Below are 15,560 nucleotides of genomic sequence, written 5' to 3'. Positions count from 1 at the left end.
GCAGAACCCGTTACAATGTTAGCCAGACCGTCGCACACCTGATGGCGGTGCCAGTGAAGTCAAGAGGAACTCCGGACAGTGAACTTCAAGCCCTCATTCTTTCTGCTGCTGATGGTTGTGGTGTCCGCGATACTCGGCGGCTGCGCGTCAGCTCCGGAAACCGACCACTCCTCTCGCTACACCCTGGCGACCGACCGGGCGCCCTCGGGCAATTTTGATGTCTCCGGGCTTGATGATGCGGTCCCGGTCTATGAGGCGCCCCGCAGGGCCGGTAATAAATCGCCCTACAAGGTCTGGGGAAAGCAGTATCACGTCCTCGACAGCAACGATGGTTATGTTGCCCGGGGCACGGCCAGCTGGTACGGGGAGAAATTCCATGGCCACAAGACGTCCAATGGCGAAACCTTTGACATGTATGCCATGTCCGCCGCGCACAAATCCCTGCGGATTCCTGGTTTTGCCCGGGTAACGAATCTGGATAATGGCCGCTCGGTGATCGTCCGTGTCAACGATCGTGGGCCTTTTCACAGCGACAGAATCATCGATCTGTCCTACGCTGCCGCTAAAAAGCTGGGCTACCAGGCCCGGGGCACGGCGAGGGTGGAAGTCGCCGCCATTACGGTCAGGCCGGATGGAGCCATGTTCATCGCCGGTCAGCCCTTTTCTCCGGGAGACGCGACCTCATACGCAGAAAGCCGGGTGAAGGCGAGCGGCGACATGGCGATGAGCAACCGGTCATTGTTTGTACAGCTGGGCTCCTTCAGCAGCCGGGACCCGGCCGAGAAGCTGCTTAGCCAGGTAAGGTCGGTGCTGGAAAACCCGATGCGTGTTCGGGCTGTTGATACCTCCTCGGGGCGATTTCACCGGGTTCAGGTGGGCCCGTTCAGTGATGAAGACAGCGCCAGGCGCACACAGAGCCTCCTGGAAGCTCGGGGGTTCGATCAGTCCATCGTGCTGACCGATACGCACTGAGCATGGCAAACAAGACACCTTCATAAGAAACACACTTAACGACGAATGAATGGACCCATGGCCTTAAACTCTGTTTTTCGAACCCTATCTATTGTCTTTGTGTTGATGCTTGCTCTGACAGGCAAGGCGATGTCCCAGGCGGTACTGATTCCGTCGCCGCCGCAGATTGCTGGCAGCTCTTATGTGCTGATGGATCCCAAGAGCGGACGGATCATCATGGAGGAGAACAGCCACGAGCGTTTGCCGCCCGCCAGTCTGACCAAAATGATGACCGCGTATATCGTTGAGCGGGAGCTTGATGAGGGCCGGATTGCCATGTCCGACATGGTGCCGATCAGCGTGAATGCCTGGAAAACCGAGGGGTCCCGAACCTTCGTCCGGGAAGGCACTCAGGTGTCGGTTGAGGATCTGCTCAGGGGTGTGATCATTCAGTCGGGCAACGATGCCTCAGTCGCCCTTGCGGAATTTGTTGCCGGTAGCGAAGACGCCTTCGTTGATATCATGAACCAGCAGGCCCAGTTGCTGGGCATGAAAGACACCAACTTCGAAAACGCTACCGGTCTGCCGTCGCCGGATCATTTTTCAACAGCCTATGACCTGGCCATGCTGGCGCAGGCAATCATCAATGATTACCCGGAAAACTATCCGCTGTACGCTGAAAAGCACTTCACCTATAACAATATCCGCCAACCGAACCGGAACAGCCTGCTCTGGCGTGATGACAGCGTCGATGGTTTGAAGACCGGTCACACCGAGGAAGCCGGCTACTGTCTGGTTGCTTCGGCCAAGCGCAACGACACACGCCTTATTGCAGTCGTCATGGGTACCAGCAGCTCAGAAGCTCGGGCTCAGGAAATCCAGAAGATGCTGAATTACGGCTTCCGCTACTACGAGAGCGAACGCCTGTTCCAGTCCGGCCAGGAGCTGATTGAAGCCCGTGTCTGGGGTGGCCAGACTGACCAACTGTCAGTCGGCATGACCGAAGACGTCTATGTCACCATCCCTCGGGGTTCAAGAAACGATCTGGAGTCCACGGTTGACCTTGATTCTGTAATCAAAGCACCCATCAAGGTCGGGGATGAGCTGGGCCGGGTCAAGGTGTCCTATAACGGTGAGGTACTGGTTGATCAGCCGGTGCTGGCCCTGACCGAAATTCCGGAGGGCGGATTCTTCAAACGCATCTGGGATGCCATCAAGCTCTTTTTCGTTCAGTTATTTCAGTAGGGTGATGTTGATCCCGGGGAGTAAAGCGGCATGAGTCAGCCGAAAGCACCAAAAATTGAGTTTCCTTGCGACTACGTGATCAAGGTGATCGGCAATGCAGCGCCGGATTTCACCGAGTTCGTAGTTGAGGTTGTGGAGCAGCATGCGCCCGGGATCAGCGAAACCGACATCACGGTTAACGACAGCAGCAAGGGCCGGTTTTCCTCGGTCCAGCTCAAGATTGTGGCAACGGGTGAAGCACAGCTCAAAGCCCTGTTCGAAGATCTCAAGGCCAGCGGCCGCGTGCACATGGTGCTCTGAGCCCGATGCCTGACCTGATTGTTCGATCCCTCGGGGAGCAGCCCTACCTGGAAACCTGGGAGGCCATGAAAGCGTTCACCGCCGACCGCGATGACAGCGTGGCGGACGAGTTATGGTGCCTTGAGCACCCCCGGGTCTATACCCAGGGCCAGGCGGGTAAGGCGGAGCATATCCTCGCTCCGGGCGATATTCCGGTGATCCCGGTTGATCGGGGCGGGCAGGTGACCTATCACGGGCCCGGTCAGTTGGTGATTTACCTGATGATCAACCTGACTCGAAAAAAAATGGGTGTGCGTTCCCTGGTGGATGAGATTGAACAGTCCATAGTCCGGACCCTGGCCGATTTGGGTGTTGAGGCCGCCCCCAGGCCGGATGCGCCCGGTGTTTACGTGGGAGATGCCAAGATCGCTTCCCTCGGCCTCAGGGTTCGCCGTGGTTGTTCTTTCCACGGACTGGCATTGAACGTGGATATGGACATGGAACCCTTCCAGCGGATTAATCCCTGTGGCTATGCCGGCATGGCCATGTGCCAGGTGCGGGACTTTGTTCCGGGTATAACCCTGGCCGACGTGCAGCAACGACTGTCAGAGCAACTCGTCAACGGCCTGGCCCGCGGGGATGTCGAGTTCTGCCAGGGTTGGTAGTTCAGGCCGCCGCTTCATCCTCATAACCGCAGGCGCGGTTTCGGCCCTCGGATTTGGCCCGGTACAGGGCTTCATCTGCACGCTGAAGGAGGCGGTCGATGGACTCGGATCCCCGGATTGATGCCACGCCCACACTGATTGTGGCCTGCACCTGACCCTGCTCGGTGCTGACGGATCTTTCGGAAAATGCTTCCCGGATCCGGTTGGCAGAGGACATGGCCTCCTCGGTGGTTGTCTCCGGCAGCAGTACCAGGTATTCCTCACCGCCCCACCGGGCCAGGGTGTCAACCTTGCGACATTGCTCCCGCAGGGTTCTGGCCACCAGGGTGATCAATTCGTCCCCGACGTGATGTCCGTAGTTATCGTTGACGCTCTTGAACAGGTCGATGTCCATCAGCAGTACAGAAAACGACCGGGCGTTGCGAAGGTAGCGCTGGTATTCGATGTCCAGCTGCTCGAGGGCTTCCCGTCGATTGGCAAGGCCGGTGAGTGCATCATGCTTGGCCGCATACTCGAATTCCGCGGCCAGCTTCAGCAGGCCCAGTTTGCTGCGCCGGCGGCTCTGGTCAAGGATGTAGCAGGTGACCATCTCAAAGCCCAGTACCGCCACCATGGTAATCCGGAAGCTGGCGCTGTGAGGAGGCTCGAACAGCAGGTCTCCCAGCGGGCTGAACAGTAGAATGACGGCGGCGAAGCCGCCACTGCAGGCGAGCACGCCAACCCGGGATTCGCTGATGTAGAAAATAATGGGGGGGTAGGCGAACAGCCAGATAATGGCGGACCCGTCCTCAACCGCATGGATCGCCAGGTAGGTGAACAGCACCGTGATAAGGGTAATAAAAGCCCGGCGTTGCAACGTTCTGTTGCCGGACAGTAAATAGGTCAGAGAGTTGGCCGTCAGAAGCACGGCAAAGCCAATCAGCAATGGCGGTGTAATCGGGTCATTCTGCAGACTTGAGCGCCAGGCGAAGAAGAACAGCAGGGGAACGGCAACGGCAGTCAGCCAGTTGATCAGAATCGGGACAGGAATCTCGCCCTTGACCCGGAACTGGGACAGTTCCGTATCCGGCGTTTTTCTGGCGGATTGCGGCATGTTCGGATCTTGTTCTTGTGATAATCGTTGCTGGACCTTACGTATGTAGAAATACTAGACCGGTTTCCTGCCAGAAACTGTGTCGAAACGTAAACGATCCGGTTGCCCAGATGTAAACCGGGGGCGGTGTTGGCACATTGGCCCCGTGGCCGCAGATAGCCGGTCGACTCGGTTAGGTCAGCTCCCCTGACTATCCGTATAATGGTGTTAGACGCCAAACGTGGTGAAATTCTCTGATCCGAACAGGTCATTATGTCTTCCAGACGTTCAGGAAATTCGGTTTCCCGCATCAAGACAGGCAGTTTCGAGCGCAGGTTGAGCCTGACCCGTGCCGGGTTGTTTGCGGGTACCCGTATGGCTTCGCATATGGCAACCAACTGGTTCAGCAGCCGGGAAAACCGGGAGAAGCGGCACCGCGCCATGCTCTCTAACCAGGCGCGGTTCCTGGTGGATGAGCTGGGACAGCTGAAGGGTAGCGTGGTCAAGATCGGACAGGTCATGGCCCTGTATGGCGAGCATTTCCTGCCCGAGGAAGTCACGGAAGCCCTTCACACCCTGGAGGACCAGACCACGTCACTGGAATGGCCGGCCATAGAGCGCGTTCTGAAAGACGAGCTGGGAGCCGATCGCCTGGCTCAATTGGATGTGGAACCCGAACCCATTGGGGCGGCCTCGCTGGGGCAGGTGCACCGGGCCTGGCGTAAAAGTGACGGCCTGGAATTGGTGCTCAAGGTTCAGTACCCCGGCGTTGCCGATGCGGTTGATAGCGATTTGAATGCGGTTGCCCAGTTGTTGCGGGTGGCAAGGCTGGTCAGTTTTGGCCCGGAGTTTAATGACTGGCTGGAAGAAGTCCGGCAGATGATGCACCGGGAAGTGGATTATCGTCTGGAGGCGAAAACCACCGAGAAATTCCGCACCATGCTGGCGTCGGATCCCAGGTTCATCGTACCCAGGGTCCTGCCGGAATTCTCAACGGCGCACGTGATTTGTTCGACCTACGAACATGGCCATTCGGTCAGTTCCCAGGCGGTAAAAGACCTTCCTCTGGAGCGTCGGAGCGCCCTGGGCAAGGCTGCCCTGGAGCTGTTCTTCCGCGAGCTGTTCGTCTGGGGTGAGATACAGACCGATCCGAACTTCGGCAACTACCGCATCCGGATTGCTGGCGAAGAAGGTGATGACCCGGGTTACGACCGCATAGTCCTGCTTGATTTCGGGGCTGTTCAGGCCTACTCGGATGACTTCCTCAAACCGGTTATCCAGATGATCAGGGCGTCCTATGAGAACGATCTGCAGGCGGTGATTGATGGTGGTGTCAAGTTGCGCTTCATGAGCACCGAGTGGCCCGACGAAGTGCTGGAGAAATTCGGCCAGGTGTGTATGTCGGTGCTCGAGCCGCTATCCAGTGACAAGAACGCCTGGCCGGATTATGCGGTGAACAGCCACGGCGAATACCGCTGGAAGCAGAGTGAGTTGCCGTCCCGAGTGGCAAGACAGGCCGCCCGATCGGCTATCAGTCGCTATTTCCGTGTGCCTCCGAAGGAATTTGTTTTCCTTAACCGGAAACTGATCGGGGTCTACACCTTTGTTGCGGTGCTGAATTCCGAGTTCAACGGCGAGCCACTGCTCAGGAAATACCTCTACGGTGAGGGTGATGACGCGCCGGATGCCTCGGCAACAAGCCAGAGCACGAAGGCGTAGCGGGCGCCCTTGCCAATCCCCACCAGAATGACAAAGTTGAGCCAGGGCACGCGCATGATCCCGCCAACGAGGGTCAGCGCGTCACCCCCCAGGGGCAGCCAGCCCATCAACAGTGACCACTGGCCATAACGGTTAAATCGGTTCCGCGCCTTGTGCAGCTGCATTTCGCTGACCGGAAACCAGCGTTTATGCTTAAAGCGATCCACCTGCCGGCCGATAACTCCATTAACGACCGAGCCCAGCGTGTTGCCCAGCGTTGCCCAGAACCAGAGCCACCACCAGGAGTAGCCCTGGGTTATCAGGGTGCCAAGCAGGACTTCCGAGTAGGCAGGCAGCAGCGTGGCGGCAGCGAACGCGGTCAGAAATAGCGTCAGGTAGGCCACCGTGCCCTCCGTGCTTTAAGATGAAACGAACCTCCAACACTCCGCAGGTCCGGCCTTACCATGAAACAGTTATCGCTGCGCTTCAAGCTCTATGCCCTCGTTGTGTCACTGCTCCTGATCATGGGCATCAGCATTGTGGTCACCGCCCAGTTATCCCTCGGCGACATGGAAGAAAGACTGACGGCAGAAACCCGGGATACAGTGCAGGGTATTGTGATGGATCAGCTCGGCGCAACCGCCGGCAAATATGGTGAGCTGGTCAGTGGCCAGTTTGCGACCGCTTTTCGCACGCCGGAAGTCGTTCGCAACGTCATCATCCGCAATATTCAGACCGACAGCTCCGGGCGTATCAGCCGGTCAGCCCTTCAGGAGACCGTTGGCGCGGTTCTGGAGGAGCAGAAAAGCCTGAGCTCGATTTACGCCCAGTTCGAACCGGATGGCTACGATGGCCAGGATCGCTATTTCACCGGTGGTGTTGAAGAGCACAGCAGCGACGAGGGCACCCTGGAGATTTACTACTACCGGGAGCCGGACGGGCAGGTCCAGTTCAGCCGCACAGAGGACCCCTCCACCAAGTATCTGGATAACCTCAACGAATTCGGGATCAGGGAGGCCGAGTGGTATCTCTGTTCGCGGGACACCAAAGCGCCCTGCATTATGGAGCCCTACGAATATGAAATCAGTGAGGGCTATTCCGAGCTGATGACCAGTCTGGTGGTTCCGATTCTGGATGACGGAACATTCGCCGGTGTGGTGGGTGTCGATATCAATCTTTCGACCCTGCAGAAAACCATTGCCGGTGTCAGCCAGGAGCTGTTTGGAGGCCAGTCCAGGGTCACGCTGATCAGTGAGCAGGGTCTTATCGCGGCCTCCAGCCATTATGAGTCGCACCTTGGCCGGCCTCTGCAGGAAGCCGTGCCCGATCACGGCAGCACCTTCGCAGGGCTGCACCAGGGTGAGGGCACCTTTGATGACGGTCAGACCCTGGCCGTGGCCTATCCCGTTGAGATCCGGTTGCCGGATGCCGAGTGGTCGCTGCTGATTGAGTTGCCCCGGGATGCCGCGCTGGCAAGCGTTTCGGAAATTACTGGCCTGTTGTCGGACGAAGTTGCCGCCACCGCCACTCGCCAGAGCCTTGTGGGTATCGGTGTGGTTGTCCTGGCCATTGTGGCCCTGGTGCTGCTGGTGCGCTCGGTGACCCGCCCGCTGGATGAAATTCGGGATCGGATGAAGAACCTGGCCAGCGCCGAAGGAGACCTGACCCGTGAACTGGAAATCGACACCCACGCCGAACTGATCGAGCTGGCCGGCGGGTTCAATGCCTTCCTGGCGCGTCTGAGAGAGATGATCAATGATCTGAAGGACGTGAATGTAAAGGTCCGCGAACAGGCCAGGGATGTAGGCAGCATTGCGGTCGAGACCGATGAACAGACAGGTCGACAGCACCAGGACATCGACAGCGTGGTCACCGCCATGAACGAAATGTCCGCCGCTGCAGGAGAGGTGGCAGGGTTTGCCGGCGAAGCGGCCGATAACGCCCGGATGGCCCAGGACGGCATCCGGTTTACCCAGGATACGCTGTCATCGGCGGTGAATGGAGTAAGCGCGGTGGCCAACGATATGGGCGAGGCCAGTACGGCAATCGGGCAGGTGGCCAATCGCAGCGAGGATATCAATCGCATCCTGGATGTCATCCGAGGCATCGCCGAGCAAACCAACCTTCTTGCCCTCAACGCTGCCATCGAGGCCGCCAGGGCTGGCGAACAGGGACGCGGATTCGCCGTGGTTGCCGATGAGGTCCGCACGCTGGCCTCCCGCACTCGGGAATCCACCGATGAAATCAGTACCATGATCGACGGCCTCAAGCAGGATGTGAACGGTGCCGTTTCGGTGATACAGAGCGGCGTTGATCGCGCCACCTCGGCGGTTGATGGCACCCAGGAAGCGGCCCATTCGCTGGCCACGGTAGTCGACCGGATCGGGACCATCGTGGAGCATGTAACCCAGGTGGCCACTGCGGCGGAAGAACAGAGCTCGGTGAGCGAGGAAATCAACCGCAACCTCACTCATATCGGCGATGCGGCCAACGATCTCCGGGAGCTTGCCAGCAGGGTCAAGGGCAGTGGTCAGGCCCTGGACCACGAGGTGCAGGTTCTGGAGCGTGAGCTCAGCCGGCTCAGAACATGATGGCTCGCTACTATGGCGGCGATTCAAAGCATCAATTTTCAATTACCGGGTGCCGTGTCATGATTCGCTCATACGATTTTAATCCCGGAATTTACCGCCAGAGATCTTGGAGGTGTTTATGGAGCAGGTCACGATTTACGGCCGCTCAAGTTGTGGGTTCTGTGTGCAGGCCAGGCACCTGTGTGAGGCCAGAAACATTCCCTATGTGTGGGTCGATATGATCGAGAAGGGTATGAGTAAGCAGGATATTGCCGACAGGATCGGCCGGCCAGTTTACACAGTGCCGCAGATTCTTGTGGGGAGCCAGTATGTTGGAGGTTTTGATCAGTTCTACGCCTATGTTCGAGACCATCAGGCGGAATTGGCTCGCTAGCACACAGCGATGACTCTTCAAGCAACCAAAAAAGCCTGACAGCGTAAACTGTCAGGCTTTTTTATTCGCTGAGTCCTGCAGTGGACTAGAGTTCAAAATCCGTTTTCAGCTTCTTCTCGGTCAGCGTGTTCTGGAGCCTGGCAACCCGAGGCAGGCCATTATCGAACGGCGGGAAGCTCTCTCCGGCAATGAGGGGCTCCAGGTAGTCCCGGCAATCCTGGGTGATGCCAAAGCCATCATCGGTGATGAAGTGGATCGGCATCTTCTTTTCCTGGTTTGCCACCTCACTGAGGGGCGCTTCGCCAATCTTCCAGCGGTACGGCTTTGCCTGCTCGCGCACGATGGTGGGCATCAGCGCCTGTTTGCCTTCCAGGGCCATTTCCACCGCTGCCTTGCCAACCGCATACGCCTGTTCAACGTCGGTAGCGGCGGCAATGTGGCGAGCGCTGCGTTGCAGGTAGTCGGCAACGGCCCAGTGGTATTTGTGGCCCAGGGCCTGCTTGACCATGTTGGCCAGGGCGGGGGCAACACCACCGAGCTGGGTGTGGCCGAACGCGTCCTTGGCTCCGGCATCTGCCAGGAAGCGGCCATCTTCATACTGGGCACCTTCGGAGGCGACGACAACACAGTAGCCGTATTCCTTCACACAGTGGTCTACGCGCGCCAGGAAAGCGTCGCGATTGAAAGGAATTTCAGGGAACAGAATGATGTGGGGCGGCTCGCCCTCGCCCTGTCCCGCCAGGCCGCCGGATGCGGCAATCCAGCCGGCATGGCGCCCCATCACTTCCAGGATGAACACCTTGGTGGACGTCTCGCACATGGATTTGATGTCGAGGCTGGCTTCCAAAGTGGACGTGGCAATGTACTTGGCAACCGAGCCGAAGCCCGGGCAGCAGTCGGTGAACGGCAGATCGTTGTCCACGGTCTTGGGCACGCCGATACAGGTAATGGGATAACCCATCTTGTCTGCGATCTGGGAGACCTTGTAGGCGGTATCCTGTGAATCCCCGCCGCCGTTATAGAAGAAATAGCCAATGTCGTGAGCCCGGAATACCTCAATCAGACGCTCATACTCGCGGCGGTTTTCGGAAATGTTCTTGAGCTTGTGGCGACAGGAGCCGAAAGCGCCGCCCGGGGTATGAATCAGTGCCTGGATGTCATCGTCGCTCTCGAGGCTGGTATCAATCAGTTCTTCCTTCAGCGCCCCGATAATGCCGTTGCGTCCGGCAAACACTTTGCCGATTTTGTCCGGATGCTTGCGGGCAGTCTGGATGACGCCACAGGCACTGGCATTGATGACGGCGGTGACACCGCCGGACTGAGCGTAGAATGCGTTCTTGATGGCCATCGCGGGCTGGAGCCTCCTGCTGGTTCGACAATGGCGCAGATGATACGCCAATCGCCGGCAATTTTCATGAGCAGGATTGCGGATAGCGTGGCTCTTGACGGGGTGGGGCGGATACGGGAGGCTTGTCGGGTTTCAACTCAGAGGACAGTTGCCGAATGCACATTCATATACTCGGAATCTGTGGCACCTTTATGGGCAGCCTGGCCGTTCTTGCCCGGGAGCTTGGCCACACCGTGACTGGCTCTGATCAAGGTGTCTATCCGCCCATGAGCACACAGCTGGAGGCTCAGGGTATCAGCCTGATGGAAGGTTACAGCGCGGATCACCTTGAGCCCAAACCGGATCTGGTTCTGATCGGTAACGCCATGTCCCGGGGCAATCCGGAAGTCGAAGCGGTGCTTAACCGCAATATCGACTACATGGCCGGGCCCGAGTGGCTGAGCCGCGAGGTGCTTCGGCATCGTTGGGTGATGGCGGTGGCCGGTACCCATGGCAAGACCACAACCACGTCCATGCTGCTCTGGATCCTGGACCAGGCCGGATTCGAACCGGGTTACCTGGTGGGCGGTGTTCCCCGGGACTTCCCCGTCTCGGCACGGCTGGGCAACAGCGACTTTTTTGTGATCGAGGCGGATGAATACGACAGCGCCTTCTTCGACAAGCGCTCCAAGTTCGTCCATTACCGTCCCCACACCCTGATCCTGAATAATCTGGAGTTTGATCACGCGGATATTTTCGACAACGTCGAGGCGATTGAGCGACAGTTCCATCATCTGGTTCGGACGGTCCCCTCCCAGGGCCTGATCATTCGTCCCGCAGTAGATCGCCACCTGGATAATGCCCTGGAATTGGGCTGCTGGAGCCCGGTCCAGGACACCGCGATTGGCAGCGAGACTCCTCGCATGTCAGATTGGCGCGCCGAGCTGCTCTCGGAGGATGGCAGCCGGTTTCTGGTTATTCACCACGAGCAGCCGGTGGCAACGCTGAAGTGGGATCAGACCGGTCTTCACAATGTCAGAAACGCCCTGTCTGCCATTGCCGCTGCCCGCCATGTGGGTGTCACTCCCGATCATGCCGTGGCGGCGCTTTGCCGGTTCTCTGGCGTCAAGCGGCGCATGGAGTTGCTGGCAGACATCGACGGCGTGCGGGTCTACGATGACTTCGCCCACCACCCGACCGCTATTGCCACCACCCTTGAGGGCTTGCGTAATCAGGTGGGTGAGGAGCCTATCCTGGCGTTGATTGAACCGCGCTCGAACACTATGAAGCAGGGCGTTCACCAGCAGACGTTGCTGCCAAGTGCAGAAACCGCCGATCGGGTTCTGTGGGCCAACCTGAACAATATGGACTGGCTGCCGGAACTGATTGCCGGATGGCAGGCGCTCAACGCTGGCTCCGAGAGGCACAGGGTAGAGGCCTCGGTGGAAGACTTGCTGGCACGTACCCTGGAAGATCTGCCCAGCCCCTGCCACATTGTGATCATGAGCAACGGTGGCTTTGGCGGTATCCACAGTAAACTCATTGCCGAGCTTGAGCGTATTCGTGGCTGATCCGGCGTGGCCGGTGACTTTTCCTGACTGACAAGTGGCGACATCCATGAGCAACGACCAGAACCGGCCTTCAACAGTTAACCTGGCCATGACCGGCGCCTCGGGCGCCCAGTATGGTCTGCGCCTGCTGCAGTGCCTGGTATCGGCCGGCTGCCGGGTGAATGTGATGGTCAGCCGGGCCGCGCAGGTAGTGATCGCCACGGAAACCGACCTCAAGCTGCCGGGAACCCCGCCGGCCATGCAGGAAACCCTGTCTGCCTATTCAGGCGCGGAGCCGGGCCAGGTTCTGGTGTTTGGCCGGGAAGACTGGTTTGCACCGCCGGCCTCCGGTTCCGGGGAGAAAGCGCCGCTGGTGGTATGTCCCTGCAGTACGGGAACGCTCTCGGCCCTGGCGACCGGCGCCAGCAATAACCTGATCGAGCGGGCCGGCGATGTGGCCCTGAAGGAACGTCGCCCGCTGATTCTTGTGCCCAGAGAAGCGCCTTTCTCCGAGGTGCATCTGGAGAACATGCTGAAACTGACCCGGATGGGGTCCGTCATCATGCCGGCGAGCCCTGGCTTCTACCACAAACCCCAGGCAGTCGAGGACCTGGTGGACTTTATTGTTGCCCGCATCCTTGATCATCTGAATCTGCCCCAGGATCTCATGCCCCGCTGGGGCGAAGCCCGCGCCGAGGATAAGCGCAAGGCCTGAGTCTGCCCGAGACGATGGTTTTGGCCAGCCCGATTGATGCTTTTCATCATTGAGCAAACCGGGCTCCGGGCCGAGACTTGGTGAACGACAATCACAACACAGGTCATTCACTGAGGTTCACCATGATTCCACGTACTCTCTTCGACGCCGACCTTGAAGGCTTCCGCGATTCTGTCCGCAAGTTTCTGGAGCAGGAGGCTGCGCCTTACCATGATCAGTGGGAGAAGGACGGCCAGGTCAGCCGCGAACTCTGGCAGAAGGCTGGCGAGTTGGGTTTTCTGTGTCCCTGCCTGCCAGAGGAGTTTGGCGGTGTAGGCGCGGACTTCCGGTACAGCGCGGTGTTGATCGAAGAGGTCGCCAGGGCCGGCTTGACGGGGATAGGCTGGGGCCTGCACTCTGACATCGTGGCGCCTTACGTGCTCAACTACGGCTCGGACGAGCTGAAAAATCATTATCTGCCCAAACTGGCCAGCGGTGAAATGATTGGCGCCATCGCCATGACCGAGCCGGGGGCCGGCTCGGATCTGCAGGGTGTGAAAACCACGGCGGTCAAGAACGGCGATCATTACGTTCTGAACGGTTCGAAAACCTTTATTACCAACGGTCAGCTTGCCGATGTGGTTATCGTGGTCGCCAAGACCGACCCGAAGGAAGGTGCCAAGGGTATCAGCCTGTTCATGGTGGAGACCGCCTGGGAAGGATTCGAGAAAGGCCAGAACCTGAACAAGGTGGGTATGAAGGCCCAGGACACCTCCGAGCTGTTCTTCCAGGACGTAAAGGTACCTGAAAAGAATCTGATCGGTCCGGGCGAAGGTCAGGGCTTTTTCCAGCTGATGCAGGAGCTGGCGGCCGAGCGCCTGCAGGTGGCTCTGGGCGCTGTTGCCGCTGCCGAAGCTGCCTGGCAGTGGACGCTGGATTACGTCAAGGAGCGCAACGCCTTTGGCAAGCCGGTGATTGCGTTCCAGAATACACGCTTCAAGATGGCGGAGATGAAGGCGGAAATCACCGCTGCCCGGGTGTTCACCGATCGGTGCCTGGAGCTGCATCTGGACAAAAAGCTCGACATCCCCACCGCGGCGATGCTCAAGCAGCTCACCACAGACCTGCAGTGCAAGGTAATGGATGAATGCGTGCAGCTTCACGGGGGCTACGGGTACATGTGGGAATATCCGATCGCACGGGCCTGGGCAGACTCACGAGTGCAGCGGATCTACGCCGGCACTAATGAAATCATGAAGGAAATCGTTGCCCGTTCATTCTGAACCCTCGCCACATGGGCTGGTCATAAGGGCAATTGAGGGCAGTGCTGGCACTGCCCGTTTCCTTTGATCACGAGAGGTACAGATGAACAAGCCGTTGTCGCGAGAAACCTGTTTCGAAGTGACCAACCTCGAAGAACTTGCACCGATGGCTGACTATTCGCTGATGGATTGCCTGAACGGTGATCCGGATGCCACGCCCGATGGCGTTGACCATCGACCAAGACAGGTCTATTCGGGGCATTATGTTCCCGTCCGGCCAACGCCCATCGCGAATCCTGACTACGTGGCGCACAGCCCCGGCTTGTTCCGCGAATTGGGTTTTGCAGACAGCCTGGCTCAATCCGATGACTTTGTCCGAATGTTCTCCGGAGACCTCTCACAGGTGCCGGCGCCCATGAGCAAAGTCGGCTGGGCCTGTGGCTATGCACTTTCCATCTACGGCACCGAATACACCCAACAGTGCCCGTTCCAGACCGGCAACGGCTATGGCGACGGTCGCGCCATTTCGGTTTTGGAAGCTGTTCTGAACGGTCAGCGCTGGGAAATGCAGCTCAAGGGTGGCGGACAGACGCCGTATTGCCGTGGTGGTGATGGCCGTGCGGTCCTGCGTTCCAGCGTTCGTGAATTCCTGGCCCAGGAGCACATGCACGCACTGGGTGTGCCGACCTCCCGGTCGCTGAGCCTCTATGTTTCGAAAACAGAGAGAGTACGGCGCCCCTGGTACTCTCCGGGCTCCCATTCCCTGGATCCCGACCAGCTCATTTCGGAGCCGGTTGCCATCTCCACACGTGTCGCCCCGTCCTTCATTCGGGTGGGCCAGCTGGAACTTTTCGGGCGCAGGGCTCGAAAGCAGGAGCACCCCCGCGCCCATGAAGAACTCGAACAGCTGGTGCTGCACCTGATTGATCGGGAGTACCACGGTGTTATTGACCAGTCCCTCGATACGCCCACAAAAATCGTGATGCTCGCGCGGGAGTTCCGCAGCCGCCTTGCCTCGCTGGTGGCGAACTGGATTCGGGTTGGTTACTGCCAGGGCAATTTCAACAGCGACAATTGCGCCGCTGGCGGCTTCACGCTGGATTACGGGCCTTTTGGCTTCTGCGAAGTATTCGAGCCGTTCTACCAGCCCTGGACCGGTGGTGGACAGCACTTCTCTTTCCTTAACCAACCTGCAGCGGCGGAACGGAACTTCAAGAGTTTCTGTTCGGCCCTTCAGCCGCTGCTGTCAGATCACGAGAACGAGCAGGCGCAACTTCAGGAGATTCACGGTGGATTTGCCGAGGTAATGCAGGCGGAGCTGGAAAAGATGTGGGCAGCGAAGCTGGGCCTTGGCACTTTTGACGCCGAACTCTTCAGGGAACTGATTACGCTGATGGCCCGGACCCCTGTGGATTATACGATGTTTTTCCGGGAGCTTTCCTCCGTACCCGAAGACATCGAGCCCTTCAAAAACAGCTTCTACAGATCATTGGATGAGTCAGCAGGGGGCGATCCGGAAGGGCTGCTCAACCGCTGGTCAGAATGGTTGGCCAGATGGAAATCGCAGATTGGGATCGATGGCTCTACTGGCGGCTCCCAATTCCGTGAGGAGCTATGTCGGAACATGAAACTGGTGAACCCTAAATACACCATGCGTGAGTGGTTCGTGGTTCCTGCTTATCAGCGAGCAGCAGAGGGCGATTACCAGCCCCTGCGTGCTTTGCAGGGTGTTTTTACGCAACCCTACGCCGAGCAGTCGAATGCCGTTGAGGCACAATACTACCGGCTGAAGCCGTCAGAGTTGTTCAATCTTGGCGGGGTTTCACACTACAGCTGCTCGTCGTGACTGGCAC

At 58.6% G+C, this 15,560-nt stretch carries 14 protein-coding genes; 11 read left to right on the top strand and 3 right to left on the bottom strand.

Annotated elements, in window-relative coordinates; all coding sequences use genetic code 11:
- Positions 1-111: 111 nt before the first annotated feature.
- From WA411_RS15015 to lipB, 4 genes are read left to right on the top strand one after another with little or no spacing between them, the layout of a single operon-like run.
- The gene (locus tag WA411_RS15015) at positions 112-972 is read left to right on the top strand and encodes a septal ring lytic transglycosylase RlpA family protein (protein WP_418766812.1); all 861 of its coding nucleotides are present in this window, start codon (positions 112-114) and stop codon (positions 970-972) included.
- Between the two features lie 57 nt (positions 973-1,029).
- Positions 1,030-2,196, top strand: coding sequence for a D-alanyl-D-alanine carboxypeptidase family protein (locus tag WA411_RS15010; protein WP_291909839.1), 1,167 nt, complete (start codon positions 1,030-1,032; stop codon positions 2,194-2,196).
- 30 nt (positions 2,197-2,226) lie between these two features.
- The gene (locus WA411_RS15005; protein ID WP_069183958.1) at positions 2,227-2,496 is read left to right on the top strand and encodes an HP0495 family protein; all 270 of its coding nucleotides are present in this window, start codon (positions 2,227-2,229) and stop codon (positions 2,494-2,496) included.
- Between the two features lie 5 nt (positions 2,497-2,501).
- Complete coding sequence (lipB, locus tag WA411_RS15000) at positions 2,502-3,140, top strand: lipoyl(octanoyl) transferase LipB (RefSeq protein WP_291909842.1); 639 nt, start codon at positions 2,502-2,504, stop codon at positions 3,138-3,140.
- 1 nt (position 3,141) lies between these two features.
- Here the strand turns inward: lipB and WA411_RS14995 are convergent, their stop codons facing one another.
- Entirely contained in the window at positions 3,142-4,233 is a 1,092-nt protein-coding gene (locus tag WA411_RS14995; RefSeq protein ID WP_291909844.1) for a GGDEF domain-containing protein, read from the bottom strand.
- 252 nt (positions 4,234-4,485) lie between these two features.
- Between WA411_RS14995 and WA411_RS14990 the strand changes: the two genes are divergently transcribed.
- The gene (locus tag WA411_RS14990; RefSeq protein ID WP_291909846.1) at positions 4,486-5,931 is read left to right on the top strand and encodes an ABC1 kinase family protein; all 1,446 of its coding nucleotides are present in this window, start codon (positions 4,486-4,488) and stop codon (positions 5,929-5,931) included.
- On the opposite strand, the gene WA411_RS14985 is transcribed toward WA411_RS14990, so the two are convergent.
- The gene (locus WA411_RS14985; protein ID WP_064227051.1) at positions 5,871-6,314 is read right to left on the bottom strand and encodes a YqaA family protein; all 444 of its coding nucleotides are present in this window, start codon (positions 6,312-6,314) and stop codon (positions 5,871-5,873) included. The genes WA411_RS14990 and WA411_RS14985 overlap by 61 nt on opposite strands.
- 60 nt (positions 6,315-6,374) lie before the next feature.
- Here WA411_RS14985 and WA411_RS14980 point away from each other — a divergent pair, with 60 nt between their 5' ends.
- Both WA411_RS14980 and WA411_RS14975 read left to right on the top strand, forming a co-directional pair.
- Positions 6,375-8,501 carry a methyl-accepting chemotaxis protein gene (locus tag WA411_RS14980; RefSeq protein WP_291909850.1) on the top strand — a complete coding sequence of 709 codons (2,127 nt, stop codon included), beginning with the start codon at positions 6,375-6,377 and terminating at the stop codon, positions 8,499-8,501.
- Positions 8,502-8,619: 118 nt separating this feature from the next.
- Positions 8,620-8,874, top strand: a complete 255-nt coding sequence (locus WA411_RS14975) for a GrxA family glutaredoxin (RefSeq protein WP_064227053.1) — start codon at positions 8,620-8,622, stop codon at positions 8,872-8,874.
- Between the two features lie 85 nt (positions 8,875-8,959).
- On the opposite strand, the gene WA411_RS14970 is transcribed toward WA411_RS14975, so the two are convergent.
- Positions 8,960-10,222, bottom strand: coding sequence for a 6-phosphofructokinase (locus tag WA411_RS14970; RefSeq protein ID WP_069183953.1), 1,263 nt, complete (start codon positions 10,220-10,222; stop codon positions 8,960-8,962).
- Positions 10,223-10,377: 155 nt separating this feature from the next.
- Here WA411_RS14970 and mpl point away from each other — a divergent pair, with 155 nt between their 5' ends.
- The 4 genes from mpl to WA411_RS14950 all read left to right on the top strand — a co-directional run bounded on the left by mpl (position 10,378) and on the right by WA411_RS14950 (position 15,553).
- Positions 10,378-11,772, top strand: a complete 1,395-nt coding sequence (gene mpl / locus WA411_RS14965) for a UDP-N-acetylmuramate:L-alanyl-gamma-D-glutamyl-meso-diaminopimelate ligase (protein ID WP_291909852.1) — start codon at positions 10,378-10,380, stop codon at positions 11,770-11,772.
- Between the two features lie 46 nt (positions 11,773-11,818).
- Positions 11,819-12,466, top strand: a complete 648-nt coding sequence (locus WA411_RS14960) for a flavin prenyltransferase UbiX (RefSeq protein WP_291909854.1) — start codon at positions 11,819-11,821, stop codon at positions 12,464-12,466.
- A gap of 122 nt (positions 12,467-12,588) precedes the next feature.
- Positions 12,589-13,728, top strand: coding sequence for an acyl-CoA dehydrogenase family protein (locus WA411_RS14955; RefSeq protein ID WP_069183950.1), 1,140 nt, complete (start codon positions 12,589-12,591; stop codon positions 13,726-13,728).
- An 82-nt stretch (positions 13,729-13,810) separates the two neighbouring features.
- Positions 13,811-15,553: a protein adenylyltransferase SelO gene (locus tag WA411_RS14950; RefSeq protein ID WP_291909857.1), complete on the top strand. Its 1,743-nt coding sequence runs from the start codon at positions 13,811-13,813 to the stop codon at positions 15,551-15,553.
- The last annotated feature ends 7 nt before the right edge of the window (positions 15,554-15,560 follow it).

The sequence above is a fragment of the Marinobacter sp. CH_CUG1437-1 genome (assembly GCF_037029655.1).
GTDB classification, from domain to species: Bacteria; Pseudomonadota; Gammaproteobacteria; order Pseudomonadales; family Oleiphilaceae; genus Marinobacter; species Marinobacter salsuginis.
Note: the sequence above shows the minus strand (reverse complement) of the source record. Positions and strands in the feature narration are given on the sequence as shown.

Excerpts from the sequence above, each read along its gene's own strand:
- WA411_RS15015 (WP_418766812.1), top strand. The coding sequence starts at position 112 with ATGGTTGTGGTGTCCGCGATACTCGGCGGCTGCGCGTCAGCTCCGGAA.
- WA411_RS15010 (WP_291909839.1), top strand. The coding sequence starts at position 1,030 with ATGGCCTTAAACTCTGTTTTTCGAACCCTATCTATTGTCTTTGTGTTG.
- WA411_RS15005 (WP_069183958.1), top strand. The coding sequence starts at position 2,227 with ATGAGTCAGCCGAAAGCACCAAAAATTGAGTTTCCTTGCGACTACGTG.
- lipB (WP_291909842.1), top strand. The coding sequence starts at position 2,502 with ATGCCTGACCTGATTGTTCGATCCCTCGGGGAGCAGCCCTACCTGGAA.
- WA411_RS14995 (WP_291909844.1), bottom strand. The coding sequence starts at position 4,233 with ATGCCGCAATCCGCCAGAAAAACGCCGGATACGGAACTGTCCCAGTTC.
- WA411_RS14990 (WP_291909846.1), top strand. The coding sequence starts at position 4,486 with ATGTCTTCCAGACGTTCAGGAAATTCGGTTTCCCGCATCAAGACAGGC.
- WA411_RS14980 (WP_291909850.1), top strand. The coding sequence starts at position 6,375 with ATGAAACAGTTATCGCTGCGCTTCAAGCTCTATGCCCTCGTTGTGTCA.
- WA411_RS14975 (WP_064227053.1), top strand. The coding sequence starts at position 8,620 with ATGGAGCAGGTCACGATTTACGGCCGCTCAAGTTGTGGGTTCTGTGTG.
- WA411_RS14970 (WP_069183953.1), bottom strand. The coding sequence starts at position 10,222 with ATGGCCATCAAGAACGCATTCTACGCTCAGTCCGGCGGTGTCACCGCC.
- mpl (WP_291909852.1), top strand. The coding sequence starts at position 10,378 with ATGCACATTCATATACTCGGAATCTGTGGCACCTTTATGGGCAGCCTG.
- WA411_RS14960 (WP_291909854.1), top strand. The coding sequence starts at position 11,819 with ATGAGCAACGACCAGAACCGGCCTTCAACAGTTAACCTGGCCATGACC.
- WA411_RS14955 (WP_069183950.1), top strand. The coding sequence starts at position 12,589 with ATGATTCCACGTACTCTCTTCGACGCCGACCTTGAAGGCTTCCGCGAT.
- WA411_RS14950 (WP_291909857.1), top strand. The coding sequence starts at position 13,811 with ATGAACAAGCCGTTGTCGCGAGAAACCTGTTTCGAAGTGACCAACCTC.